Origin of the sequence: Cryobacterium sp. Sr3, from assembly GCF_004402835.1 — a bacterium.
Taxonomy (GTDB): domain Bacteria; phylum Actinomycetota; class Actinomycetes; order Actinomycetales; family Microbacteriaceae; genus Cryobacterium; species Cryobacterium sandaracinum.
Genome location: NZ_SOFA01000038.1, coordinates 196,507 through 222,215, shown reverse-complemented (window position 1 = coordinate 222,215; position 25,709 = coordinate 196,507). Strand labels below are relative to the sequence as shown.

General features: G+C 65.4%; 28 protein-coding genes. 17 read left to right on the top strand and 11 right to left on the bottom strand.

Annotated elements, in window-relative coordinates:
- Positions 1–11: 11 nt before the first annotated feature.
- The gene (locus E3N94_RS12590) at positions 12–1,118 is read right to left on the bottom strand and encodes an LLM class flavin-dependent oxidoreductase (RefSeq protein WP_134570348.1); all 1,107 of its coding nucleotides are present in this window, start codon (positions 1,116–1,118) and stop codon (positions 12–14) included.
- Between the two features lie 44 nt (positions 1,119–1,162).
- Positions 1,163–2,335 (bottom strand): ROK family transcriptional regulator, encoded by a 1,173-nt coding sequence (locus E3N94_RS12585; protein ID WP_233191414.1) that lies wholly within the window; start codon positions 2,333–2,335, stop codon positions 1,163–1,165.
- Between the two features lie 217 nt (positions 2,336–2,552).
- Here E3N94_RS12585 and E3N94_RS12580 point away from each other — a divergent pair, with 217 nt between their 5' ends.
- The 4 genes from E3N94_RS12580 to E3N94_RS12565 are packed head-to-tail and all read left to right on the top strand — an operon-like array spanning position 2,553 to position 7,389.
- The gene (locus tag E3N94_RS12580) at positions 2,553–3,812 is read left to right on the top strand and encodes an extracellular solute-binding protein (RefSeq protein WP_134570335.1); all 1,260 of its coding nucleotides are present in this window, start codon (positions 2,553–2,555) and stop codon (positions 3,810–3,812) included.
- A gap of 3 nt (positions 3,813–3,815) precedes the next feature.
- Complete coding sequence (locus E3N94_RS12575; RefSeq protein WP_134343015.1) at positions 3,816–4,751, top strand: sugar ABC transporter permease; 936 nt, start codon at positions 3,816–3,818, stop codon at positions 4,749–4,751.
- Complete coding sequence (locus E3N94_RS12570; protein WP_134343014.1) at positions 4,751–5,659, top strand: carbohydrate ABC transporter permease; 909 nt, start codon at positions 4,751–4,753, stop codon at positions 5,657–5,659. Before E3N94_RS12575 ends, E3N94_RS12570 begins: the two co-directional genes overlap by 1 nt.
- Before the next feature lie 23 nt (positions 5,660–5,682).
- Positions 5,683–7,389: an alpha-glucosidase gene (locus E3N94_RS12565; protein WP_134400835.1), complete on the top strand. Its 1,707-nt coding sequence runs from the start codon at positions 5,683–5,685 to the stop codon at positions 7,387–7,389.
- Here the strand turns inward: E3N94_RS12565 and E3N94_RS12560 are convergent.
- Positions 7,377–7,838 carry a VanZ family protein gene (locus tag E3N94_RS12560; protein WP_134570334.1) on the bottom strand — a complete coding sequence of 154 codons (462 nt, stop codon included), beginning with the start codon at positions 7,836–7,838 and terminating at the stop codon, positions 7,377–7,379. The genes E3N94_RS12565 and E3N94_RS12560 overlap by 13 nt on opposite strands.
- Before the next feature lie 65 nt (positions 7,839–7,903).
- A complete protein-coding gene (locus E3N94_RS12555) occupies positions 7,904–9,439 on the bottom strand; it encodes an amino acid permease (RefSeq protein WP_104101105.1) in 1,536 nt (511 codons plus the stop codon).
- 108 nt (positions 9,440–9,547) lie between these two features.
- Between E3N94_RS12555 and E3N94_RS12550 the strand changes: the two genes are divergently transcribed.
- From E3N94_RS12550 to E3N94_RS12540, 3 genes are all read left to right on the top strand, one after another.
- Positions 9,548–10,309 (top strand): AzlC family ABC transporter permease, encoded by a 762-nt coding sequence (locus E3N94_RS12550; RefSeq protein WP_134570333.1) that lies wholly within the window; start codon positions 9,548–9,550, stop codon positions 10,307–10,309.
- Positions 10,306–10,617, top strand: a complete 312-nt coding sequence (locus E3N94_RS12545; protein ID WP_134400825.1) for an AzlD domain-containing protein — start codon at positions 10,306–10,308, stop codon at positions 10,615–10,617. Before E3N94_RS12550 ends, E3N94_RS12545 begins: the two co-directional genes overlap by 4 nt.
- Positions 10,618–10,705: 88 nt before the next feature.
- Positions 10,706–10,894, top strand: a complete 189-nt coding sequence (locus E3N94_RS12540) for a DUF1508 domain-containing protein (protein ID WP_104101102.1) — start codon at positions 10,706–10,708, stop codon at positions 10,892–10,894.
- A 290-nt stretch (positions 10,895–11,184) separates the two neighbouring features.
- Here E3N94_RS12540 and E3N94_RS12535 read toward each other — a convergent pair whose 3' ends face one another.
- The 5 genes from E3N94_RS12535 to E3N94_RS12515 all read right to left on the bottom strand — a co-directional run bounded on the left by E3N94_RS12535 (position 11,185) and on the right by E3N94_RS12515 (position 15,261).
- Positions 11,185–12,273 (bottom strand): LLM class flavin-dependent oxidoreductase, encoded by a 1,089-nt coding sequence (locus E3N94_RS12535; protein ID WP_134570332.1) that lies wholly within the window; start codon positions 12,271–12,273, stop codon positions 11,185–11,187.
- Positions 12,274–12,398: 125 nt separating this feature from the next.
- Positions 12,399–12,668: a 30S ribosomal protein S15 gene (rpsO, locus tag E3N94_RS12530; protein ID WP_104101100.1), complete on the bottom strand. Its 270-nt coding sequence runs from the start codon at positions 12,666–12,668 to the stop codon at positions 12,399–12,401.
- Positions 12,669–12,982: 314 nt separating this feature from the next.
- On the bottom strand, positions 12,983–13,402 hold the full coding sequence (locus tag E3N94_RS12525) for a dihydroxyacetone kinase subunit L (RefSeq protein WP_134570331.1): 420 nt from the start codon (positions 13,400–13,402) through the stop codon (positions 12,983–12,985).
- Complete coding sequence (locus tag E3N94_RS12520) at positions 13,399–14,205, bottom strand: HAD-IA family hydrolase (protein ID WP_104101098.1); 807 nt, start codon at positions 14,203–14,205, stop codon at positions 13,399–13,401. The genes E3N94_RS12525 and E3N94_RS12520 overlap by 4 nt, the downstream gene beginning before the upstream one ends.
- A 90-nt stretch (positions 14,206–14,295) precedes the next feature.
- Complete coding sequence (locus tag E3N94_RS12515) at positions 14,296–15,261, bottom strand: AI-2E family transporter (protein WP_134570330.1); 966 nt, start codon at positions 15,259–15,261, stop codon at positions 14,296–14,298.
- Between the two features lie 160 nt (positions 15,262–15,421).
- On the opposite strand from E3N94_RS12515, the gene E3N94_RS12510 reads away from it, so the two are divergent.
- The 10 genes from E3N94_RS12510 to E3N94_RS12460 all read left to right on the top strand — a co-directional run bounded on the left by E3N94_RS12510 (position 15,422) and on the right by E3N94_RS12460 (position 22,807).
- Positions 15,422–16,051 carry a TraG/TraD/VirD4 family protein gene (locus E3N94_RS12510; RefSeq protein WP_104101096.1) on the top strand — a complete coding sequence of 210 codons (630 nt, stop codon included), beginning with the start codon at positions 15,422–15,424 and terminating at the stop codon, positions 16,049–16,051.
- Entirely contained in the window at positions 16,044–16,454 is a 411-nt protein-coding gene (locus tag E3N94_RS12505; protein ID WP_104101095.1) for a DUF4913 domain-containing protein, read from the top strand. Before E3N94_RS12510 ends, E3N94_RS12505 begins: the two co-directional genes overlap by 8 nt.
- Positions 16,455–16,637: 183 nt before the next feature.
- Entirely contained in the window at positions 16,638–17,108 is a 471-nt protein-coding gene (locus tag E3N94_RS12500) for a hypothetical protein (protein ID WP_104101094.1), read from the top strand.
- Positions 17,098–17,427: a transcriptional regulator gene (locus tag E3N94_RS12495; protein WP_104101093.1), complete on the top strand. Its 330-nt coding sequence runs from the start codon at positions 17,098–17,100 to the stop codon at positions 17,425–17,427. Before E3N94_RS12500 ends, E3N94_RS12495 begins: the two co-directional genes overlap by 11 nt.
- Before the next feature lie 723 nt (positions 17,428–18,150).
- Positions 18,151–18,924 (top strand): MFS transporter, encoded by a 774-nt coding sequence (locus E3N94_RS12485; RefSeq protein ID WP_134570328.1) that lies wholly within the window; start codon positions 18,151–18,153, stop codon positions 18,922–18,924.
- Between the two features lie 146 nt (positions 18,925–19,070).
- Positions 19,071–19,337: a hypothetical protein gene (locus E3N94_RS12480; RefSeq protein ID WP_146068128.1), complete on the top strand. Its 267-nt coding sequence runs from the start codon at positions 19,071–19,073 to the stop codon at positions 19,335–19,337.
- Positions 19,338–19,404: 67 nt separating this feature from the next.
- Positions 19,405–19,869 (top strand): GNAT family N-acetyltransferase, encoded by a 465-nt coding sequence (locus E3N94_RS12475; protein ID WP_104101090.1) that lies wholly within the window; start codon positions 19,405–19,407, stop codon positions 19,867–19,869.
- Between the two features lie 156 nt (positions 19,870–20,025).
- Positions 20,026–21,420, top strand: a complete 1,395-nt coding sequence (locus E3N94_RS12470; protein ID WP_134570326.1) for an IS1380 family transposase — start codon at positions 20,026–20,028, stop codon at positions 21,418–21,420.
- A 345-nt stretch (positions 21,421–21,765) separates the two neighbouring features.
- On the top strand, positions 21,766–22,110 hold the full coding sequence (locus E3N94_RS12465) for a VOC family protein (RefSeq protein WP_347232704.1): 345 nt from the start codon (positions 21,766–21,768) through the stop codon (positions 22,108–22,110).
- A 196-nt stretch (positions 22,111–22,306) separates the two neighbouring features.
- Complete coding sequence (locus E3N94_RS12460; RefSeq protein WP_134570324.1) at positions 22,307–22,807, top strand: hypothetical protein; 501 nt, start codon at positions 22,307–22,309, stop codon at positions 22,805–22,807.
- Positions 22,808–23,229: 422 nt separating this feature from the next.
- On the opposite strand, the gene E3N94_RS12455 is transcribed toward E3N94_RS12460, so the two are convergent.
- Positions 23,230–24,474 carry an IS256 family transposase gene (locus E3N94_RS12455; protein WP_134570323.1) on the bottom strand — a complete coding sequence of 415 codons (1,245 nt, stop codon included), beginning with the start codon at positions 24,472–24,474 and terminating at the stop codon, positions 23,230–23,232.
- A 234-nt stretch (positions 24,475–24,708) separates the two neighbouring features.
- Complete coding sequence (locus E3N94_RS12450; RefSeq protein ID WP_134570322.1) at positions 24,709–25,611, bottom strand: LLM class flavin-dependent oxidoreductase; 903 nt, start codon at positions 25,609–25,611, stop codon at positions 24,709–24,711.
- Positions 25,612–25,709: the final 98 nt, after the last annotated feature.

The window sequence follows — 25,709 nt, the reverse complement described above, 5'->3', positions numbered from 1 at the left end:
CGCGGGAGAGGTCACGGGCGGGCGATGGATGCCGCGAGCAGACTTATCGCGGCGTCGGCCTTCAGCGAGGCGTGCGTGGGTGCGTCGGGAACGTGAGCGGGCCGGTTCACGGCTAGCTCCGTGCGGAGCACGGGCACCACCTCGCCGCCGAGGATGTCGAGCTGATCGAGCACGGTTTTCAACGGCAGTCCGGCGTGGTCGATCAGGAAGAGCTGACGCTGGTAGTCGCCGAAGTAGTCGCGCATGCCGGCGTAGCGGTCGATGATCTGCTGCGGGCTGCCGACGGTCAGCGGCGTCTGCTCGGTGAACTCCTCGAGGCTCGGGCCGTGGCCGTAGACCGGGGCGTTGTCGAAGTAGGGCCGGAATTCGTCGACGGCGTCCTGCGAGTTCGTGCGCATGAAGACCTGCCCGCCGAGGCCCACGATGGCCTCGTCGGCTCGACCGTGGCCGTAGTGCTCGAACCGGGCCCGGTAGAGCCCGATCAGCTTGAGGTAGTGCTCCCTGGGCCAAAAGATGTTGTTGGCGAAGAAGCCGTCACCGTAGAACGCGGCCTGCTCGGCGATCTCCGGGCTGCGGATGCTGGCGTGCCACACGAACGGCGGCACCCCGTCGAGCGGGCGCGGCGTCGACTGGAACCCCTGCAGCGGGGTGCGGAACTGGCCCTCCCAGTCCACGACGTCCTCGCGCCACAACCGGCGCAGCAGCGCGTAGTTCTCCAGCGCCAGCGGGATGCCCTGGCGCACGTCCTGGCCGAACCACGGGTAGACCGGGCCGGTGTTGCCGCGACCGAGCATCAGGTCGACCCGCCCACCGGAGAGGTGCTGGAGCATGGCGAAGTCTTCGGCGATCTTGACCGGGTCGTTCGTGGTGATCAATGTCGTGGCCGTGGAGAGGATGATGCGCTCGGTCTTCGCGGCGATGTAGCCGAGCAGCGTCGTCGGCGACGAGGGCACGAAGGGCGGGTTGTGGTGCTCACCGGCGGCGAAGACGTCGAGGCCGACCTCTTCGGCCTTCTCGGCGATGGCGACCATGGCCGTGATGCGCTCGTGCTCGGTGGGGGTGTGGCCCGTCGTGGGGTTGACCGTGAGGTCACCGACGGTGAAGATCCCGAATTGCATGTGCAGCCTCCCACTCGCGCGGCGCGCAGCGCGCATGGACGATTCTATTCGCTGGCGGCAGCTGCCAATCGGCCGAGCGAGCGCTGGATGGCAACAGCCGCGGCCCCGCGGGCCCAGGAGGAGACCCCGCTGTCGTCAACGACGATTGTCAGCGGTGTCGCATCCGGGTCGCGGTCGGCTCGGGCAGCGGCGATGACCTCCTCGGATGCCAGCGCCCACAGTGGCATCCCCTCGCCGGAGAGCACGATCGTGTCGAGCATCCCGATATTGGCGATCACCGCGATCAATCGGCCCAGTCCGCGACCGGTGGCGGTGACGACGGATGCCGCAGCCCGGTTCCCCTCCACCGCGAGCCGGAGCACCTCGTCGTAGTCGACCTCGCGGCCGAGGGCCACGCTGACCTGGGCAGAAACACTCTGGCTCGTGAGCATTGCCTGCGAGCAGCCGCGGTGTCCTTCCGGGCAGAGCGGCCCGTTCGGGTCGAGCGGGATGTGCCCACCGAGGCCCAGGCCGCTGTCGGCCGTCACGATCACCTGGTCGTTGACGACCAGTCCGTAGCCGACGCCGACGCCGATGGTCAGAACCGCGAAGGTCGGGACACCCCGGACCGCTCCGAACCACTGCTCGGCGGAGGTGAGCGCGACGACATCGTTCTCGATCGTGACCGGAATTCCGAGCAGTCGCTCGAGCCGCGTGGCCAGGTCCACGTCGTGCCAGCCCAGGAACGGCGCCCGGGTCACGACCCGGGCGCCGGTGACATGCCCACCCACGCAGACGCCGAGTGCCGACAGCCCATCCGGGCCGCCGAGCTCGCGCACGACCTCGTCGATTCGGGCCACAACGTGCTCGACAGTGTGATCGGCGAGCACCCGCCGGGCCGAGCCCACCTCGTTGGCCCGCAGGTCGGTGAGCACCGCGAAGACGTCGTCGCCGGTGAGTTTCACCCCGACGAACCGACTGGCATCCACCCGGACGTCCAAGGGCCGGGCCGGGCGCCCGACGGTTCCGTCGCGGTCTTCGCTGCCCTCGACGAACAGGCCACAATCGAGGAACGGCTTGCTCAACCGCGTCAGGCTGGCCGGTGACAGTCCCAGGCGACGGCCGAGGTCGCTGCGGGAGATCGGGCCGTGGATGAGCACGGCTCGCGCGAGTTCCCGGGAGGTCTCGCTCACTGTCGACGCCGCATCCGTGGTCATATCCGCCCCCTGAGGTGCCATTTATTCCATAGTGGCATGAATACTCTGGCCCGAGCGGACTTTTCATCTCGCGAGAGCGGCAAATTTCCCGAATTGACGTCCTATTCTTTTTGCCGTAGAAAGATTCATGCAGCGACATGACGGCCTAAGGAGCCCCGCAATGACGGATACGACGACGTACCAGACACCCGCCCGGCGACGCCACCGGTCGAGGAGGTTGCGGACGCTCCGGCGACCCATGGCACTCCTCCTGGCCGGTACGCTCGGGATCGGCGCCCTCAGCGGCTGCGCCCCGGGTCAGAACGACGTCGTCACCCTCGATTTCTTCCAGTTCAAGTCCGAGGCCATCGCGGACTTCGACGGCATCATCGCCGATTTTGAGGCAGAGAACCCCGGCATCCGGGTAACCCAGAACGCCGTCCCCGATGCGGACACCGCCATCCGCACCCTACTGGTCAAGAACAAGGTGCCCGATGTGATCAGTCTGAACGGATCGGGGAACTTCGGCCAGCTGGCGCGGGCCGGTGTCTTCCACGACTTCAGTGGCGACCCCGTTCTCGACCGGATCAACCCGGCCGTTCAGGACATCGTCGGGGCCCTCGGCTCCTACCAGAACGAGGTGAATGCCCTCGGCTTCGCGAACAACGGCAACGGCGTTCTCTACAACCGTGACATCTTCGCCGCGCAGGGCATCGAGATTCCCACCACCTGGGACGAGTTGATCGCCGCCTGCGACACGCTCCAGGCGGCCGGTATCGCCCCGTTCTACGGCACCGCGGCCGACGCATGGACAGTGCAATCCTCCCTGAACGGTATCGGCGCCCAACTCGGCGGCGACGATTTCTTCCCCGATCTCCGCGCGGAGGGTGAGGAGGTGGGTCCCGACTCGGCCGTCTCGTTCGCGAAGAACTACGACGAGACGTTCGAGAAGCTGCAGACGCTGTATTCCTACGCGCAGGACGGCTACCTCGGCCGCACGTACGAAGACGGCAACCTGGCTTTCGCGAACGGCGAATCGGCCATGCTGATGCAGGGGATCTGGGCCCTCAGCCCGATCCTGGCCAACAACCCCGACATCAGCGTCGGCGGTTTCCCCTACCCTGTGACGGATGACCCGGCCGACATCGAGCTCGTCTCCGGTGTCGACGTGGCCATTGCCATCGGCCGCGACACACCGCGCCTCGCCGAAGCCCGACTTTTCGTGGACTTCCTCTTTCAGGAGGATGTGCAGAACTCCTTCGCAGCCTCACAGAACATGTTCTCGACGGCCCGGGACGCAGCCGAGAACACCAACCCGGCCCTGGCGGAACTGCAACCGTACTTCCAGGCCGGCCGGATCACCGGTTTCGTCGATCACCAGATCCCGGCGAGCATCCCGCTCGGGCCCATCGTGCAGCAGTTCCTGACCGACGAGAACAGCGCGAAAGCGCTGGCGACCCTCGACAACGAATGGCGCAAGGTCGCGTCACGCACCACCTCGACACGAAGCGGAGACTAACTGATGGTTACTTCCGTCCTGACCCGGCCCCGGCCGGAGCAGACGCCCCGAGCGTCGCGGCCGAGCGCGGCGCGGCGACGCGTCGGCGCCACCCCGCGCGCCTTCTACTGGATGGTCGTCCCCGCGGTCGCCGTCTTCGCGCTGCTGCACACCGTCCCGGTACTCATCGGCATCTTCTTCTCCTTCACCAACTACGCAGGCTTCGGCTCGTGGGACTTCGTCGGGTTCGGCAACTTCATCGCCCTGTTCCAGGACGACCGGGTACTGAAGGCCTATGGCTTCACCTTCGGCTTCGCCATCGTCGCCACCATCCTCACCAACGTGATCTCGCTGGCCATCGCGGTCGGACTCAACGCGAAGATCGCGTTCCAGTCCACCTTTCGCGGCATCTTCTTCATCCCCTACGTGCTGGCGATCCTTGTCGTCGGTTACGTCTTCCAGTATTTCTTCGCCAATTCGCTCCCCCGGATCCTGTCGAACGTCCCGGTGTTCCGTGACAACATCCTCACCAACCCGGACTGGGCGTGGACGGCCATCGTCGCCCTCGCGGTCTGGCAGGCCTGCGCGTTCGCGATCATCCTCTACCTGGCCGGTCTGCAGACGATCCCTCGCGAACTCTACGAGGCATCCGCCATCGACGGGGCCACGCCGGGACGGCAATTCCGGTCGATCACGTTCCCCATGATCAGCGCCTTTTTCACCATCAACATGGTGCTGAGCCTGAAGGGGTTCCTGCAGACCTTCGACCACATCGTCGCCCTCACCGCCGGCGGGCCGGGCACCTCGACCGAATCGATCACCCTGCTCATCTTCCGGGGCGGTTTCCAAGGCGGCGAGTTCGCCTACCAGTCCGCCAACGCGGTGCTGTTCGTCATCGTGATCATGCTCGTCTCGTTCCTGCAGTTCCGAGTTCTTCAGCGCACGGAGGCCGACTTCTAATGGCTATCACCATCGACTCCCCCGCCACGGTCGAACCCGCATCCCCCCGGGCGGCCCGTGACTCGCGCGGTGTCCGGCGCATCAAAGACAACCGCACCCGGATCAACTGGTGGGCCACCATGCTGATCGCGGTCTGCGCGATCACCGTGCTGGTGCCGCTCTACTTCGCCGTGATCACCGCGCTGAAGACCCCCGACCAGCTCGGCGGCACCGGGTTCGCGCTCCCCACCAGCGTCCACTGGGAGAACTTCGCCGACGCCTGGACGCTGACCAAATTCCCGCAGGCGCTGATGAACACAGCCCTGATCACCGTCGGCGCCGTCATCCTCACCCTGCTGACGAACTCGCTCGTGGCGTACGCGATCGCCCGCAACCTGCACAAGCCGTTCTTCACGGGCGTCTACTTCTACCTGCTGTCCGCCATTTTCATCCCGTTCCCGATCATCATGCTCCCAGTCGTGAAAGAGACGGCCCTGTTCGGTCTGGACAACCAGGTCGGGTTGATCTTGCTCTACGCGGTGTTCGGGCTCTCGCTCAACGTCTTCATTTACGTCGCGTTCATCAAATCGATCCCGATCGAGCTGGAGGAGGCGGCCTACACCGACGGGGCGACCACCTGGCGGGTTTACTGGCAGATCATCTTCCCCTTGTTGACCCCGATGAACGCGACCGTCGGCATCCTCACCTGTGTCTGGGCGTGGAATGACTTCATCCTGCCTCTCGTCGTTCTCTCCGACCCGGCGGCACGCACCCTGCAACTCTCCCAATTCGTGTTCCAGGGCCAGTTCAACACCAACTACTCGGCCGCGTTCGCCTCATACCTGATGGCCATGGCCCCGCTGCTGATTGTGTACATTTTTGCCCAGCGCTGGGTTATCTCCGGCGTGATGAGAGGATCGATCAAATGACGACACCCGCACCAACGTCCGGGATGACCGCCCCCGCGACCACCCCCGCGACCACCCCCGCGACCGGCGCCTCCTGGTGGACCAGCGCCGTCGTCTACCAGGTGTATCCGCGCAGCTTCGCGGACTCGGACGGCGACGGGATCGGCGACCTCGGCGGCATCCGTTCGAAGCTCGACTACCTCGCCGAGCTCGGCGTTGACGCGGTCTGGCTCTCTCCGGTCTACCCGTCGCCGCAACATGACAACGGCTACGACATCAGCGACTACCAGGACATCGAACCGGTCTTCGGCAGCCTGGCGGAGTTCGACCTGCTGCTGGTCGAGGCCCACGAGCGCGGCATCAAGATCGTGATGGACCTGGTGGTGAACCACACCAGCGACGAGCACGCCTGGTTCCGGGAATCACGCTCGTCGCTGACGAACCCGAAGCGCGACTGGTACTGGTGGCGCAAGCCCCAGGCCGACGGTGGCCCGCCGAACGGCTGGGGCAGCGCCTTCAGCGGCCCGGCCTGGTCGCTCGATCCCGCCACCGATGAGTACTACCTGCACCTGTTCGCCAAGCAGCAGCCGGACCTCAACTGGGAGAACCCCGAGGTGCGCCAGGCCGTCTACGCGATGATGAACTGGTGGCTGGACCGCGGCGTCGACGGCTTCCGGATGGACGTGATCAACTTCATCGCCAAGCAGGTCGAGCTGATCGACGGACCGGCCCCGGCCACCGGCGGCGGCTCGCCGATGGGGGCGCAGATCCATGAGTTTCTGCAGGAGATGCACCGCGAGGTCTTCGACGGCCGCGGAGGGCGGCACCTCACCGTCGGCGAGATGCCGGGCGTGAGCACCGACGACGCCCTGCTGTTCACCGACCCGGCCCGGCGCGAGGTTGACATGATCTTCCAGTTCGAGCATGTGGGCCTCGACCAGGGCGAGCACAAGTTCGAGGTGCTGCCTCGCAGCCTGACGGCGCTGAAGAAGAGCCTGTCACGCTGGCAGGAGGGTCTGGCCGAGACCGGCTGGAACAGCCTCTACCTGAACAACCACGACCAGCCCCGATTGGTGTCGCGCTTCGGCAATGACACCTCCTTGCGCTACGAGTCGGCAACTCTGTGGGCCCTGGTGTTGCACCTGCACCGCGGAACGCCCTACATCTACCAGGGCGAGGAGATCGGCATGACCAACGTGCGGTTCGACTCCATCGACGACTACCGTGACCTCGAATCCCTCAATCACTACCGCGAGGCCGTGGAAGAGTTCGACCTGGACCCCGGCACCGTGCTCGCCGGAGTGCAGACCATGGGCCGCGACAACGCGCGCACGCCCATGCAGTGGGATGCCTCGCCGCAGGCCGGTTTCAGCACCGGCACGCCGTGGCTGGCCGTGAACCCAAACAGCGTCACGGTGAACGTGGCCGCCGACCTCGCGAGCGAGCGGAGTGTGTTCCGCTTCTACCAGCGCCTGATTGCGCTGCGGCATGAGAGCGAGGTGGTCGCCCTCGGCGATTTCACCCTGCTCGAACCCGACCACGACGCGCTCTACGCCTTCACTCGCAGCCGGGGTGAGGAGACGCTGCTCGTCGTCGCGAACGCATCCGATGCCCCATTCACCGACCTGCTTCCGATGGACGTCTCCGGCGCCGATCTGATTCTGGCCAACTATCCGGCCACAACGGATGCCGCCGCACCGTCCTCGAATCCGGTGCTGCGCCCCTGGGAGGCGCGCCTCTACCGGCTGTAGGTCGGCGCAACCCGCCTCGACCGGAGCTCCTCACGGCGCACCAGTTTGAAGGCTGTAAGGACGAGGCCGACGATGACACCGAGCACGGCGCCGCTCCCGTTCGCGACCAGATCGCGCACATCCGGGACCCGGGTCGGCAGGAACTGCTGCGTGAACTCGATCGAGCCGGTGAGTAGGACGGCCACGACGATCGCCAGCCACCAGAACCGGCGTCCGAGCAGGAGCAGCAGAAACACGCCGATCGGGATGAACATGGCGATGTTGGCCGCGAATTCGACCCGCCCGTAGGTGATCCAGTCGGTGGAGTCGTGCCGATTGAAGAATCGGAGCGCCCGGAGCAGCAGCTCGTTGTTCCCACTGTCGAGCGGCTGCGGCCCGAGCGTCACCCAGCCCACGAACGCCAGATAGGCGAGCGTGACCAGGGACAGGACGGGATGGCGGTGCAGCATGGCTCCATCCTTCCCGATGGATGCTGGGGGTCACCCCAGTGACGGCCCCCGACCGCGAAAGCGCGCTACTTGCCCAGCGCTGCCTTCTCCTCGGCGATGACCTCGTCGCGGAGGGTTTCGTCGAAGACGCGCTTGGCCTCGATACCGACGACGGAGTGACGGCGGCCGTAGAGGAAATACACCGCGATGCCGATCGCGAGCCAGACCGCGAAGCGCACCCAGGTGAGCGTCGTGAGGTTGAGCATCAGCCAGAAGCAGAGCGCGGCCGACAGGATCGGCAGGAAGGGCGAGAAGGGCACCTTGAAGGCCCGGGGCAGGTCGGGGCGCTTCTTGCGCAGCACGACCACGGCGATGCTGACCAGCACGAAGGCCGACAGCGTGCCGATGTTGATCATTTCCTCGAGCACGCCCACGTCGGTGAACCCGGCGATCAGGGCGACCGCGGCGCCGGAGATGATCTGCACCCGGGCGGGGGTGCCGCGCTTGGACGAGGTGACACTCAGGCCGCGCGGCAGCAGGCCGTCGCGGCTCATGGCGAAGAGCACGCGGGAGAGGCCGAGGAGCAGCACCATGATCACGGTGGTGAGCCCCACCAGAATGCCGACCGAGATGACCTGGGCAGCCCAGCCGGCGCCGACCGAGACGAACGCCGTCGCGAGTGAGGCATTGGGGTCGTCGGCGAGAACGGTGTACGGCACCATGCCGGTGAGCACGAGGCTGACGCCGAGGTACAGCACCGTGACGATGGCCAGACCGGCGAAGATGCCGCGCGGCAGGGTCGTCTGCGGGTTCTTGACCTCTTCGGCGCTGGTGGCGACCACGTCGAAGCCGATGAACGCGAAGAAGACCAACGAGGCGCCGGCGAGCAGACCGAACAGTCCGTACTGGGCCGGCTGGGCGCCGGTCATGAACGAGAAAAGGGACTGCATCCAGACGTCGCCGTCGCCGCCCGCGGAGGGCACGGCCTCGGGGATGAACGGCGTGTAGTTCTTCGGGTTGATGAAGAAGGCACCCACGACGATCACGAACACCACGATCGCCACCTTGAGAATGGTGAAGATGCTGGCGACGCGCGCCGACAGCTTGGTGCCCAGCACCAGGAGGGTGGTGAAGATTGCGACGATCACGAACGCGCCCCAGCTGACCTGCAGTCCGAAGACCGCGATCGTGGCCGGGACATCCCAGTTCCAGAGTTCGAAGACCTCACTCAGGTAGATGCCCCAATACTTGGCGATCACGGCCGCGGCGGTCAGCATCTCGAGGATCAGGTCCCAGCCGATGATCCAGGCGAGCAGCTCGCCGAGGGTCGCATAGGTGAAGGTGTACGCCGAGCCGGCCACGGGAACCGCCGAGGCGAACTCCGCGTAACACATGATGGCGAGCGCGCAGGTGACCGCGGCGAGGAGGAACGCCAGGGTGACGGATGGCCCGGCGTAGCTGCCGGCCGCCTTCGCACCGACCGAGAAGATCCCGGCACCGACGGCAACCGCGACGCCCATGATCATGAGGTCCCAGGTGCCCAGCGTGCGCTTGAGGCTGTGCCCCTTCTCGAGGGAGTCGGCCATGGAGGCCTCAATGCTCTTGGTGCGCCAGACGCTCATAACTGGGTGCTTCCGTTCCGTTGGGTATCGGTCAATGCTAGGCCCCCGCGGGGCTTCCCCGACCCCGGACCCCGCAGACCCGGGGGCCGCACCCCCTAGCATTGAGCGGTGCCCACCACCCTCCGCCACTCCCCCGGGGCCAGGGTCGGCCTGTCGATCGCGGCGGCCACCGGCCTCTACGGCATCTCGTTCGGCGCCCTGTCGGTGTCGTCGGGGCTCGACATCTGGCAGACCTCGGCGCTGAGTCTGCTCCTGTTCTCCGGGGGCTCCCAGTTCGCGTTCATCGGGGTGATCGCCGGCGGCGGCAGCGGTGCGGCAGCCGCCGGCGCGGCGGCGCTCCTCGGCATCCGTAACGCGGTCTACGGGATGCAGTTGAACGCCCTGCTGCACCCTCGTGGCTGGCGCCGCTTCGCCGCCGCCCAGGTCACCATCGACGAATCGCTTGCCACGAGCACCGGGCAGACCGTGCTCGTCGAGCAGAAGCGGGGGTTCTGGGTCGCCGGTCTCGGCATCTTCGTGTTGTGGAACGTATTCACCCTGATCGGGGCTCTCGCGGGCGACGCCGTGGGCGACCCGAAACAGTGGGGCCTCGACGGCGCGGCGGTCGCGGCGTTCCTCGGGCTGCTCTGGCCGCGGCTGCGGTCGAAGGAGGCCGGGGCGATCGCCGCGGTCTGCGCGCTGGCCACCGTACTGACCGTGCCGCTCGTTTCGCCGGGCGTGCCCATCCTCGTGGCGGCTGTCGTCGCCGGTGCCATCGGCTGGTTCGGTTTTCGGCACGGGCCGGCGGGCGAGGGTCTCGAGCCCGACGTCGACCCCTATCCCGGTCCACCCGATGCACCCGGTTCGACGGATGCGCAGGCTCCCCGATGAGCGTCTGGTTCTGGATCCTCGTGGCCTGCGCGGCGGCGTTCCTCACGAAGCTGCTCGGCTATCTCGTGCCGCAGAAGTGGGTCACCAACGCGCGCATCGCCCGCGTCGCCGGCGTCCTCACGATCGGCCTGCTGACTTCCCTGACGGTCGCGAACACCGTGGCCACCGGCCAGGACCTCGTCGTCGACGCCCGGCTCGGGGCGCTCGTCGTAGCGGCGATTGCGCTCTGGTTCAAGGCCCCGTTCTTGGCGGTGGTCATCGCGGGCGCGGCAGCGGCCGCCGGGCTCCGGCTGCTCGGTCTGGGTTGAGGGTCTCGCGCGCCAACGGGGGCGGTAGGGTTTTTCCAACGGCAATGCGTCCGTCGACGTTTTTCGATGATGAAGAAAAGAGTGTGTGATGTCCGGGAAATATGAGCTCTACGCGGAACGATCCGGCGGATACCAGTTTCGGCTGAAGGCCAACAACGGCGAAGTGATCGCGACCTCCGAAAGCTATCACTCCAAGGCAGAGGCCCTCAAGGGCATCGAGGCACTGAAGGCCCACGTCAAGTCGCACGTGGTCGACATGACGGAACCGGACGCCTGAACGAATCTCGGTTCTGCCGAGTGAGTCACCGTCGATTGGTCCTGTGGCTCCCGGAGAGTCGAAGCTGACTGCGCCGTGTGGACGCTGGTCATCCGGCGGGGCACCGTGTGCGGCGTCGAACCAATTCGACGGAGATTCTGGCGTAAAACGGCCTTATCGGAGTATTCGGGGCCGATACGGCCACAATCTCCGTCGAATTCGTTCCGGACGGAGTCACTGCACCGCGGCAACCGCCCCCGAACCCCCAGCCCTCGACGCCATCCCGTTCACGGCTGTGAGGGTTCACTCGTCTAGACCGCCGCGAGTTCCTCGGCCGCGAGTTGCTCTTCGGTGAAAAGCTCGGCGGCGAGCAGTTCCAACGTGCGCGCACGCCCGGGTGAGGTCGCCGCGTCGGCGCCCGTGTGAGCGGAGGCGATCGGCTGCAGCATGACCTCGTCGACCCCGAACTTCGCCGCGAGGGCACGGATGCGCGCGGCCGCGGCGCCGGGCTCGTCGATGATCCAGGCCGCGGCCATCCGTTCGATCATCTGGAGCAGCGCCGGCGCCATCGGTGCGGCGGCGGCCTCTTCGACCGTCGCGAGCGGGCCGAGCGGCAGGCCCGATCTCAGGCGCGCCATCTGCTGCATCTGCGGCAGGGCGAGGGCGAGGGCCTCGACCCGGGTCTCGGCGACCGACACGTTCAGGGTGAGGATGGTGCGGGGGGCGTCGAGGGTCTCGCTGGGGGTGAACCCGCGTCGGTACAGCTCGAGGGCCGCTGTGGTGCCGTCGCCGGCGAAGTGGTTGGCGAACACGTAGGGCATGCCCTGCCGGGCGGCGAGCCGGGCCGAGTAGTCGCTGGAGCCAAGCAGCCAGATTTCGGGCATCCCGGTGGCGGCGGGAGTCGCGTGCAGGGTGTAGTCCTGACCGGAGGTGAGGCTGAGCGAGGCCCCGTCGGGGTGCAGCAGCGCCGCGATGTCGGCGATGTTGCGCGGAAACGCGTCGACCTCGCTCACTGCTCCGCTCGAGCGCAGCAGTGCGGTGATCATCGGGTCGCTGCCGGGCGCACGGCCCAGCCCGAGGTCAATGCGCCCGGGGAAGGCCGCCTCGAGGATGCCGAACTGCTCGGCGATCACGAGCGGAGAGTGGTTGGGAAGCATGACGCCCCCGGAGCCGACCCGGATGCGTTCGGTCTGCGCCGCGAGGATACCGATCAGCACGGGCGGGTTCGTCGACGCGACCGCCTGCATGTTGTGGTGCTCCGCGACCCAGTATCGGGTGTAGCCGAGCCGGTCCGCGCTCTGGGCGAGGTGCACGGCTGCCGCGATCGCCTCAGCGGAGCTTTGCGAGGTGCGGACGGGGATCAGATCGAGCACGGAGAGGCTTAGCGCGGAGGTAGACATCGGTGAGGGAAACCGCGCCGGGCCCGGAGATATTCCCGGTTCCCCGCTCCGGACACACAAACGGGCCGCCACCCGGAAGGTGACGGCCCGCTTGTAAGAAGATCGCGGTGTCTTCGAAAAGTGCCTTAGCGGCGCAGTCCGAGGCTGCCGATCAGTGTGCGGTACCGAGTGATGTCGACATCCGACAGGTAACCGAGCAGACGACGGCGCTGACCAACCATGAGGAGCAGACCACGACGCGAGTGGTGGTCGTGCTTGTGCTCTTTCAGGTGCTCCGTGAGGTCCAGGATGCGCTGCGTGAGCATTGCAATCTGAACTTCGGGGGACCCGGTGTCGCCTGGGTGGGTAGCGTACTTTTCGATGATCGCCTTCTTTGCATTAGCTTCGAGTGCCATAGATGGGATCCCCTTTCTCTCACTGCGCGGTGCCCGGGGCCGAATGCCTGGGCTCTCTTGATCCGCGGCCGTCAAACGGCAACCATTCGAGTTTAGCAGAGTCCGAGAGGTCGGCTGGAGCAGCAGGAGCAACGGCCAGAAGATGCGGGCTGCGATCTCGGCCGGGGCGCTGACCAGCTGCTCGTGCGCCCTCCCGAACCGGATGTAGAGCTCACTGAGAGGGTGCCGCCGAGGCCGTTGATCATCAGGGCCACCCGGTCCCCGACACGTCCGGCAGGTCCCCGACGACCGCGTCGCGCATCTCGTCGGTCATCTCATTCGCGGTGGTCAGCTTCGCGCGGCGTCGGCCCGGTTCGCCATGGATGCCCACGCCCATCCACGCGTGTCGAGGTTCGCGGCGGCGATCCCCTGGTGCATGTCCGGCACGAACTGCTTCGGGCTCCGGGATCGGGCGAACCGATGCTACGTTCTCCGGTGTAGCTGGCCCTGCCGCGACGGGCCTGCAGCATGCTCGTGGCGTCCGCGCTCGCCCGCGCAACCAGGGACATCCGGGCGAGGAGGGTTTCCGGGTCACGGCCGGCGGCCACCTCGGCTTCGAGCGTATCCGTGGCCGGCACGAGGGCGTCGAGCAGGGTCTTGTCTCCCAGGTCGGACTTGCCGCGGGCCTTGATCCCCTCGGTGGCGGCCAGGAGCATCGCCACGAATTCGGTGTCGAACAGGGCTGAGCGGGTCATCGGCTCTCCAGATCGGGGGCCGGGCGGTCGGGGGCACTGAGGATGGTGGCGAAATCGGACAGGTCGACGAAGAATTCCGGCTCCAGACCCAGCGGGTCGCGCAGCGTCACGGTGGTGGGGCCGCCGGGGTCCCCAAGCGACGACACCACCAGGGCCGCCCCGGTGAAATCTTCGTCCGCGGTGTAACCGCTGATCGTGATCACGGTGCGCAGGCCCGCGGCGAGCGCCGACCGGAGGCCGTTCGCACTGTCCTCGACGACCACGGCGTCGGCGGCGTCGATCCCGAGTTCCCGCAGGGCATGCAGGTAGATGTCCGGGGCCGGCTTCTTCCGGTCCACGATGTCGCCGGCGAAGACCCGGAATTGCGCGGCCAGCTCGGGCCCGATTGTTTGCGTGAGCACGGCGCGCACGGATTCCTCGGCCGAGGTGGAGGCCACGGCGAGGATCCAGCCGGCGCCCGCGGCTTGTGCGACGAGTCGACGGATGCCCGGGCGGGCCGTCAACGCGCCGCTCGCCACCCGCTCGGTGTAGATCGCGCTCTTGCGCCGGTGCCAGCCGGCGACGGCCGAGTCGAGGGCCGCGGGGTCGTCCGCCGGCAGACCGAGCACGCCGGCCACCTCCGGGGTGAGGATGCTGCGCATCCGTTCTTTTCCTCCCCCGATCGTCACCTTCTGGACGTAATCGGAGTCGCTCCACTGCACGGGCACCGAGAATTCCTCGAAGGTCTGGTTGAAGGCCGGCAGGTGGCCGTCGCGTTCGGTGTCGGCCAGCACGCCGTCGCAGTCGAAGATGAGAGCGGGCATCGCCTCAGGCCTTCCTCGCGTTGCCGATGGCGGCGAAGGCTCGGTCGATGGCTGCTTTCAGCGGTGAAATCGCCACCTGTGCCTCCCCGGTCAGATGCCGCCTATCGTAGGCTCGCCACCCCGAGCCGACAATGGGGCGGCCTCGGCGGGCTTCGCCGGCTGAGGCCGGTGCCGGATGGAGAACTTCGCCCGCTGGGTGATCGACTGATCCGGCCTGTCCCAAACCTTGATCATCGCCCAGCCCACGGCGACGAGCGGGACCGCCAGAACGGCCCCGGCGATACCGCCGAGGATGGTGCCCACGGTCAAAGCGACGAGGATCACCAGCGGATGCAGTTTCAACGCCCCCGCCATCACCACCGGGTTGAGCAGGTCGCCCTCGATCTGGTTGACCACGATCACGATGGCCACAACGATCAGCGCCACGAGGGCAGCCAGGATGCCCGCGATGGTCGCCCCGATCAGTGGGATGAACGCCGTGAGGAACACGATCACAGCCAGCGGCAGGGCCAGCGGAACTTGCAGGATGGCCAGCCCGACGCCGATCAGAACGGCGTCGAAGAGGGCGATGATCGCCGTTCCCCGCACGTACTGGCCGAGAACCGTCGGGGTGACGAAGCCCACGATCGCATCACGCACCGCGTTGAACTGCTCCGAGTCGAGCGCGATCGGGCCCTCGACCAGCAGCCCCTGTAGTTCGTCGAGCCCGTCGCCAGCCGCCACCACCAGCGCACCCCACTGGTTGCGCACCGCGAAGACGATGAGCGTGACGATGCCGCCGAGGATGAGTGCCCCTGCCAACAGGGTGATCCAGGTCGCGAGAATGACCGGGAGGCCGCGCGTGCGCAGCCAGCCGACCAGCGGTGCCAGCGCCGATGCCAGGATGAGCGCCACGAGAACGGGGATCACCACGAGTTGCACCCGCACCAGAGCGTAGACGGCGCCGGCGGTCAGCACGACCACGACGACGATCTGGGTGGAGCGGATGGCCCACCGGCCGAGCCGGCTGGTCAGTAGGGTCTGCAGGGACGGGGATGAGGGGTCCTCGGCGCGCATGCTGACACCATAGGCACCTGTTGCAGCATCGGTAAACGGCTGCCCGGCCGAGTGCCTCCTAACCGATTCGGGCGGAACCTCGGCCCGGCGTCGAACGAATTCGACGGAGATTCTGCCAGGAGAGCGCTCTTTCCCAGGTTTTTGCGGCGTTTCGGCCAGAATGTCCGTCGAATTCGTCGCCCTCATCCGCGCCATCTGCAAAACCGCCGAAACCGCCGCGCAGCGAAACGGCGGCCGGCTCCCGGTCCCGCTGGTGATGGAGCTCAACGAGTGCGCGAACATCGTCCGCTGGCCCGAACTGCCCTCGGTGTATTCGTTCTACGGGTCGATGGGCATCATCCTCAACTCCTACTTCCAATCCCGCGCCCAAGCGATCGACGCGTTCGGGAAAGACGGGTGGCAGACCCTCTGGGACGCCGTCGCCACCCGCGTGTTCGGCGGTGGTTCCGGCGACGACGACTTCCTCCGCTCGCTGGCCGCCCTCATCGGCGAACACGACGAAATCAACTACGGCAGCTCCACCGGCAAAGACGGCCACCAATCCACCTCCACCAACACCCGCAAGGTCAACACCCTTGACATCGCCGCCCTCGGCTCCCTCCCCGAATGGCGCGCCATCGTCTTCAGCTCCAAATGCCGACCCGTCATGGTCAACACCGTCCCCTGGTTCCGCGATAAGACCCTCACCACCACCATCAACCGCACCCCGACCAGGACGCCGAGCCTCGCGCCGGCACAGATCCCGGTGCCGGACGACACCATTGCAGCGGAGGTAGCAGCTCATGACTGAGTACGACGACTACGACTCGACCAACACTAAAGAGGACGCGGTCGACGTTCGCCAAATGTTTCTTGATTTGCTGATCGGTCACCTCGCCACCGTCGAGGTCGTCGGCACCAGGCCCACGCCGTGGTGCACCCAATGGTGGCTACACCCTGAGATCGTCGCCCGGTTCAAGGCCCTCTGGCAGGCCAGCATGCAAGCTGACGCCAGCGTTATGGACGGCGACGCCGGCGCCGTTTCGTTCTGGTGGATCAACCACTGGGACCGCCACGCCGCCGTCATCTTCGACAAAGGCAATGGGCCGTTCCGCGACTGCGATCCTGACCAGGGTCATCTCTACCCTCGCACGGACACCACCGCCAGGATCGTGCCTGCGTCGATGCCGCCCGACGACGTGGAGCTCCAATAAAAGGGGACGCCACGCCATTCTTAGAGCGTGCCCCGCTAGAAATTGATTATTAATCGAAGATATATCTACGCGAGTGGAGCTGTTCGACGGGGGATCAGCCCACGCACCCGTATTACTGGGTAGTGGCCATGTCCAGCCCTAGTTACTTGCAGTTGCGGAAAATGACTTGATAGACTTACCGCCATGGAAAACAACTTGGTGCCGAGCGGGCCGGATGACGCTCGAATTGTCGCGGGGCTCTTTGAGGAACTCCAAGCTGACCGGGCCCGTCTTGTTGAGAAGGTCCGGACCCCGAAATGGCTCGCCCCTGGATTCGGACTCATCGCGGCCAGCTATGTGATGACACCCGCTTTCCCTGGCGAGGGAGCCGGAGGATTCGTGCTGATCACGGCACTTGTTGCCGGAATTCTGTTGGTGGGCCTGTCATACCGGGCGACAGGCATCAAATTCACGCGGTTTGGGGTGCAGGCATGGGCGGCATTCGCCGCGGCAGTGTTGGGCTCGCTCGCGCTCTTCAGCGTCTCCTTGGGATTTGCTGCCAGCGGCCTATTTTGGTGGATTGTGATTCCAGCAGTCGTGGCCTTTGTATTGGTCTTCTGGCTCGCGAGCCTGATCTTCTCGTCGATGCGAGAGCGTCTTCACCATGTCCGCTGATGGCACCTTCAACGAGACCATTCATGCACCGCTGCGATTGCGGATATGCGGACTCCTCCGCTCAGTCGACGAGCTTGACTTCGCCGTGCTCCGCGACACGCTCGGCGTCAGCGACGCCACGCTCTCGAAACAATCGAAGGCACTCATTGACGCCGGCTTCGTCAGCATCACCAAGAAAACGTCAGCATCGCGCGACGACTCCCGCCGCCTCACCTGGCTCCGCCTCACCGCAACAGGTAGAAACGCGTTCGACGACCACATTCGTGCGCTGAGGAAGATTGCAGTTGGCTTCGATCACCTCGATAACGCGGACTCTTGATCCTGAGGCGTCCCACTGAAAGCCTTAGACCACTAATCCTTCGCGGAACGGTCTGCGCGGCATCTCCGCTGGCCAGCCGGGTCGGTCAGTGTCGGTGGGTGGACGTCGGTCTGGCCACCCGTCCGCTATCGTTGCGGCATGCTTCCTATCTGTGATTGAAGACCGGGCTGACTTCTTCAGCTAGCAGGTCCTCATTCACTGCGCGCAAAAGCCGCGCCATTTATCTCGGAGCTTAACCATGCCCGCAACGACTCTGTCCGCGACCTACGCGGATGTTCTCAGACTCAAACACGTCCCCTTTGTTTTCTCGAGTGCCCTGACCGGACGCTTCGCTTATCCTCTCGTCGGTCTGCCTCTCCTCTTCGCAGTTGAACAAGTGACCCAGTCCTTCTCCGCCGCCGGTATAGCGGTCGGCGCATACGGGGCTGGTGCCGGTTTCCTCGCACCAGCCAGAGCCCGCCTCATCGATCGATTCGGACGCCGCCTTGTCCTCCTCCTGCTCAGCAGCGTTTTCGGGTTGAGCTTGGTCGCTCTCGCACTGCTCACGAGCTCGGGCGCACCAGTTTGGTTATGCGTGACGGTGGCCGGCCTCCTCGGCGCGTTCGCTCCACCGTTGGGCCCGACAATGCGGGTCGCCTGGGCGNGTTCGCTCCACCGTTGGGCCCGACAATGCGGGTCGCCTGGGCGTCGTTGACCCCGACTCCAGTTCTCCTGAAAAAGGCTTTGAGTCTGGACGCAGTCCTCGAGGAGTTGCTCTACCTTGTCGGCCCCGCCTTGTCCGGCCTGCTCTTGGTCATCATCGAGCCGAGTACCGCCCTACTCATCCCTGCCGCACTGATCCTGGTCGGGACAACACTGATGATGTCTTCCCCCACGATGGCCGCGACCCCGGTCGACGCGTCACGCAGGGACGCAGCCAGCGCTGCGCCCCTGCTCACAGAACCGCGATTCATCGCACTGCTCCTGCCGGTGCTGGCAGCCGGCCTTGTGGTCGGCACCGTCTACGTTGCGGTCCCGGCCATGATTGCTACCCTCGGTAATGCCGCAGCGGTGGGGGTTGTCCTCGCCCTGTTCGCGGCCGGCAGCGCCGTTGGAGGCCTTGCCTATGGCGCTCTTCAGATCACGGTGTCCTCGCAGCGCCAACTCGTGATCCTGGCGATATTGTTCATCATGGCCTCTGCCGGTGCTGGCCTCGCAACGTCGACGATCTCCCTGGGACTGGTCATTTCGGCCGCTGGACTCTTCCTTTCCCCGGTCATGATCGTGGCGTATTTTGCAGCCAACGATTTTGGTGGGACGACCCGACAGACCGAGTCAACAACGTGGGTGAACACCGCTCACAACGTCGGTGCTGCGGCCGGGAGCGCGCTCAGCGGCTTCCTCGTCGAGAGCTGGAACGTGAGTTCAACTTTCCTCACCACAGCTGCGGCAGCCGCCGTCTTCGTCGCTCTCAGCGCCGGCATCTCCGCGAGACTCTGGCGACGACCCTCCGCCTAATTGAATGATTGCAGGAACCCTTTGCGGATCGCGGGAACGATTGCGTCGTCTGCAGGGGCGAGACCTGCGAGACTCACCGCATGACAACCCAGACAAGTACTCAGACACGACGCGCTGTGTCTCCGGTGCTCATCGGATTCGTGGGGATGATCATCGTTCCGTTCTGTATCGTTCTCGCGATCAACTCCTGGGGTGCTCCAGACGCAGCAGACTTCGTCCGGATGGCGTTCGGTACCGTAATCGCCTCCACCTTGGCGACGGTGGCGGCTTGGTGGCTGGCGCTCAACCGGATGAAAGCGGGTCGGAGTGACCGTTACTGGTTCTGGGGAGTGGCTGGTATCTTCACCGCCTCCGCAGTCGGCAGCATCACCGGCGCAGCCGAGACTCTGCTGACGCAATTGACTAATCTCTAGGTCGCCGATCCGCGGCCGGGCAATTAGCCTTCCTCGGGAACAGAATGCGGGCCGCTACTCTGGGGCGATGAGTACAGACGACACGGTCTCGGTTCGCGGGGTCCAGGCATCAGATTTCGCCGAGTGGGCGGGGCTGTATGGGGAATATCGAGCGTTTTACGCACTTTCCCCTGATGAAAGCATTGTTGAACGTGTGTGGACTTGGATCAACGACGGCGGGCATGAAGTTAATGCCTTCGTTGCCAGTTCCGGGGATCGCCTCGTGGGACTCGCGCACTATCGACGATTTGCCCGGCCTTCCACTGGCAGCGTGGGAATCTTCCTCGACGATCTGTTCACGTCCCCGAACACTCGCGGTTCCGGCGTCGGGCGGGCGCTACTCAGCGAACTCTCCTCATTGGCCGACGGTGAGGGCAGCTCAGTCGTCCGCTGGATCACGGCGGAGGACAACACTCGTGCCCGGCGCCTTTATGACTCGACCGCCACTTCGACAAAATGGGTGACATACGATCTGAAGCCGGGATCGCTCTGAACGCCTGATAGCCGAACCTTCGGCGCGCAGTCTTAGCCTCGATCCACCGGTCGAGTTGAGGAGTTAGCGGCGCGATAAACAGAGAATGCCCTTTTGATCAGGAAAAATAAGGCTTACCACGGCGTTTATTCACCACATCAAGAGGACATCTCGTAGATGCAATTGTTCCATAGATCCACGTCCCTGTCAGCGACCTTCGACGACACCAATCTCGTGTCGGCTGCCGGGCTCATTCCGGCGATGGCCTTGGCGGTCTCGACGGGTCTGGCCGAGCTGGCTAATCGGTGGTTGACGTTGCCCGGCTACTTCGGTGCAAACGCCGGGTTAAAGGTCACCGCTTTGGTCGCAGGGATGCGCGCCAGCGCCGATTCCATCGACGATATGGCCCTGCTCCGGCACGGCGGGATGAAGAAACTCTTCGTCGGCACCTACGCACCCTCCACTCTGGGCTCGTTCCTGCGTGCGTTCACTTTCGGCCACGTCCGCCAGCTCGACGCAGTCGCCAGGCGGTGGCTGGTCAACGTCGCCCAGGTCGCACCGATCGTAGCCGGGATCGATGACTACGCCCTGGTCGATATCGACGACACCATCAAAGAAGTCCACGGTTACAAGAAACAGGGCTCCGGCTACGGATACTCCGGAGTGCGCGGGCTAAACGCGTTGATCGGAATCGTCTCGACTACATCTGCCGCGCCGGTCATCATCGGCGCCCGGCTCCGGAAAGGCGCCGCCGGGTCCCCGCGCGGGGCGGGGAAGTTCGTGGCCGATGTCCTGGCGACCGTGACACGGTTGCGCTCAGGGACCGCGTCCGGGCTGGTGCTGCTGCGCGCCGACAGCGCGTTCTATGGCCATGCTGTGGTCTCGGCCGCGCACCGGGCCGGCGCGAAAGTCTCCATCACCGCCCGCATGGATCCGGCCGTGAAACGCGCTATCGCCACGATCCCTGATGACGCCTGGACGACGATTGATTACACCGACGCGATCCGGGACGAGACCACCGGCACCTGGATTTCCTCCGCCGAGGTCGCCGAGGTGCCGTTCACCGCGTTCAGCTCGAGGAAGATCAGCGAACGAATCACGGGACGCTTGGTCGTGCGGCGGATCCCGGAACTGAACCCGTTCGAAGGCGCCGGACAACCCACCCTCTTCGACACGCACCGGTTCCACGCGTTCTTCACCACCAGCACCCTGGACACCGTCACCGCAGACAAAACCCACCGGCAACACGCGATCATCGAGCAGGTCAACGCCGACCTCAAAGACAGTGCGCTGGCGCACCTGCCCTCCGGGAAATTCACCGCCAACGCCGCCTGGCTGGTGCTGGCCACGATCGCGTTCAACCTCGCCCGCGCCGCCGGCACCATCGCCGGCAGCACCCTCCGCAAGGCACGCACCGAAACCATCCGCCGCAAACTGATTCAGATTCCGGCCCGTATCTCGACCTCGGCCCGGAAACACGTCCTGCATCTCCCGGCCAGCTGGCCCTGGGAAACCGGATGGACAGCCCTGTTCGCGGCGGCCTGCGGCCCGCCACGAACAGCCACCATCTGACCACCCAGCCCCACGGCGCAACCAAACCAGGAACACCACCGGCAGCAGGGCCGGCCGCACCGCCATGCCCACCACCAGAAACCTCAGATCAAACGCCGGTGACCCGGATCAGCCAGGCTGACCGGTGGATCGAGGCTTAGGCGGGGGGTGTCGGGGAATTCGAGCTCGCACCGAACGCCGGAGCTGGGGACGGGCAATTCCCGGGTTGGGCGCCGCTGACGGCTAGGCTGGCCGCAGCCAGCGCTTGTCGGCAAGGCCCTGTGGAAGTCGACCTCGGTTTATCACTGTCGTCGTGATGCAGGATCGGAACAGTAGAGCCAATGCGTCAGCGGCCATGGAGGAACTGTGAACCTCAATCAAATCGACCTAATCGTTTCTGACGTTAAGTCGTCGGCTCTCCTGGTGAGCAAGCTCCTGAACGTTGACCCAGATGTCTTGGACGACGGTTTTGCTCGGGTTTCGATAGGGGCTACGGCGCTCATGTTTTCCACTACCGCGCTTATCCCTATGCAGCGCGCAGAAGGTGTCATTCTGCATTTTGAGACAGTGGATGTGGAGCTCGCTGCCCAAAATGCGCGAGCAAACGGCGTTGAGATTCTCCTCGGACCCGTCACTACCGATTGGGGGACGACCTCGGTACTGGTCCAAGGGCCGGAAGGAATCGTCTTGGACTTCTATCGAAATGAGTGAAACGAAGCTTCATTTCGTCACTCCAGAGTGGAGTTGGCGTTGCAGGCGAGTGGAACGAACACGTTAGAGTCCGGATCGAAACCTCAGGAGGAGTCCTACCAGTGCACGCAGGGTTCATCGCACTCACGCCGGGCACGCCGGGGACCACCACGAACCTCTCGGCGTCAGTTCGAGCTTCGGCACCTAACGTCGTGAAGTGACGGACCCAAAAGTGGACGCTCGCTCGCGATTCAGCGTCGTCGCCGGAATCCTCGTTGGTGTCGCGTTCGTATCTTCCTATTTCGCAAGCTGGGCATTGCTTTCGCCTGCCTCGCGGGCGGCGAAATGCTGGGTGCAACTTGAAGAGGCTCGTACTTCTGTGCCAATCGCAGCCATTCTGGGATCTGCGGGATTCTTGCTCTGGATTGCTGCGCGGAGAATCACTCGTGGCCAGCCAGCCGCCCGCGGGATATCGATCGCCACCTTCTTCACCGTGCCGGTACTCGTGATCTGTCTGCTGCCATTCGTTGTCGTGGGCGCGTTTCCGCTCAGTGCTGCTGGCCTTGAAAGCGATTGTGACAGGGGCCAACCCTCTGGAATCATCATTTCGTCTGCTACGTTGCTGCCTCTAATTGTTATTTTGATCGTCGCGATCGTGTTTCGCCCAGCCACCAAACCGACGTCGCGTGTCCACGCGGACCCAGAACAGGATCAATAGTGCCGATCTAAGCCAGAGGCATGTTTCTGCGATGCCGCACCAAACGCGGATCGCTGGTGGGGCGCCATTGAGACCATCGTGCGAATCGCTTCACCGGCGCACTTGAAGGGCATTGCAACATGGAACTTTCACCGCGCAGATCTTGGTCGTCTGGACGGAAGCCAACAGACCCGCGCAAGCTCTGGGTCGGACCCTGACCGTGCAGCAATGCCTGAGAATCGGCGTGATAACGAAGGTCGGGCCTTCGTCGGAAACTCGAAGCCCAGACTCGGCCATTCGCTGACCACTTCGCTGTGCTCACCGTGAGGCAGCTAGGGAAAGCCCGAGTCAACTGCGAAAACTGCGTTACGTTTCCTGAAGAGAGGGTCACGTCCCGCTGAGTGGTGGAGTTTCTCGACACCGTGCGGGTCAGTAGTTCTAGTTTAGGCGGCGGCGAGTTCGGGGAGTATCACCGTCTCGTCGAGGACCTCGATGGGGTTGTTCATGGTGGCCAGCTTGAGCATGGATGCTTCGGAGAAGTAGCGGCGTTCGCCGGCTTCCCACTCGTCGTGCTGCTCGATCAACACCGACCCGGCCAGGCGCAGCAGGGCCGCGGTGTTGGGGAACACGCCGACGACGTCGGTGCGGCGTTTGATCTCCTTGTTGACGCGTTCTAGCGGGTTCGTGGACCAGATCTGGCGCCAGTGCCGCCTCGGGAAGCCGGCGAAGGCGAGGAGGTCGGGTTGCGCGTCGACGAGCATCGCGGCGACCTTCGGGTGCGAGCGGGAGAGCATCGTGGTCACCTCACGGAACTGTTTCTCGATGTGCTCGCGGTCGGGCTGGGCGAAGATGGTGCGGATGATCGAGGCGACCATGTCCTGCGATCCCTTCGGGACCACGGCGAGGACGTTGCGCATGAAATGCACCCGGCAGCGCTGCCAGCCGGCGCCCTGGAACACGGTCCCGATGGCCTTCTTCAAGCCGGTGTGAGCGTCAGACATGACCAGCTTGACCCCGTCGAGGCCGCGAGTCTTCAACGACCGCAGGAAGCTGGTCCAGAAGCCCTCGTTCTCGCTGTCACCAACGTCGAAACCCAGGACTTCACGGCGTCCGTCGGCAGCCACGCCGACCGCGACGACGATGGTCTGGGACACGATCCGGTGCCCGACGCGGGCTTTGCAGTAGGTCGCGTCGAGGAACACGTAGGGGAAGTCCTGCACGGCGAGGGTGCGGTCGCGGAACTCGGCCACCTCAGCGTCCAGGCCCGCGCAGATCCGGGACACTTCCGACTTCGAGATCCCGGTGTCAGCTCCGAGCGCTTTGACGAGGTCGTCGACTTTCCGGGTCGGGACGCCGTGGACGTAGGCCTCCATCACCACCGCGAACAGGGCCTGGTCCACCCGGCGGCGCCGCTCCAACAGCGCGGGGAAGAAGGAGCCGGCGCGCAGCTTCGGGATCTTCAGGTCGAGGTCCCCGGCCGTCGTCGTCAACGTCCGCGGCCGGGTGCCGTTGCGGTGGGTGGTGCGGTCGCCGGGGCGTTCGAACGGGGCGGCGCCGATGAACGCGGTCGCCTCCGCATCGATCAGTTCTTGGTAGAGAGTTTCGGTCGCGACGCGGATTCGGTCGGTGACATCGGTGAGTTTGAGTTCTCCCAGCAGGTCGAGCAGGGCAGACTGGTCTAGAGCCATCGTGTGGTGTCCTTTGTGAGTTCTTTGATCGGTACTCACTGACCATCCCACGGTGGCTCTTCACGTTGACGAAGCAACACTCAAGAGCGGGAAACCACACCACTCACGGGGACGTAACCCTCCGTGCGAGGCTCAGTGCTTCCCTGCACCGCGCACGAGGGCAGCTAGGACTGCTTTGGGAATCGTTTATGTTAGCTTTTCTGCGCCGGCTCTGCGGGGTCGGTTCTTCTCAAACTATTTTCCGGCCCGGGCGCGCTGCCGGCTGATCACGGCCGCAGCCCGGTGCAGAACGGCCTCCGTTCCGGCGTAGATGCCGGCCGCTCGCGGCCAGTGGCTGATCACGTCGGTGAAGCCGAGTTCGCCGGCCCGACCTACGGCATCCTCGAACGCTCCGATGCTCTGCAGGGAGAAGCAGCCGCCGCTGTCGAGAGACAGGTAACGGTCGATGGTGGCCGGGTCCCTGCCCGCGACGACTGCCGTGTCCTCCAGCCGGTGCATGAGGCCGGCTACCGCCGCCCACCAGTCCTCGCCCACGACGCCGTCCGCTCCCGTCGTCACCCAGCCGGAACCGAACGTCGTGACGAGGCGCAGCCCTTTGGGCCCGTTCGCGGCGATGACGAACGGAACCCGCGGCTCCTGGGCCGGCACACCGACCATTCGCGCGCTGACCGCCCTCGCCCACTCCCCCTCGAAGCTGATGCCGCCGCTGCCCGGTTCCTCGTGGCGCAGCAGCCGGTCGAGGGCCGTGACGAACGCGGCGAAGCGCTCGGACCGCTGCTTCGGGGTGTACTCGGGCTGCCCGAGCACGGTGGCGTCGAACCCGGTACCGCCTGAGCCCACCCCAAGCAGGAATCGCCCGCCGGCAATGTCGTCGAGGGTGGCGATCTCCTTGGCGAAGGTCACCGGATGCCGGAAGTTCGGTGATGAGACGAAGGTACCCAGCCGGATCCGCGAGGTGACGACCGCCGCGGCAGTCAGCGTCGGGACGGTCGCATGCCAGGGCTGGTCGGCCAACGACCGCCAGGACAGGTGGTCGTAGGTCCAGGCGTGGTCGAAGCCGAGCTGCTCAGCGCCCTGCCAGCGACGGCGGGCCTCCGGCCACGAATCCTGCGGGAGAATGACGATTCCGAAGCGCATGCTGAGAGTCTACGGAAGGCCTCCCACCGGCACCTTCTCGCCCGGCGCGCACGGTGCTATTAATGGGACTCGACCGGCGTTCCTGATTTCTCAGGCAG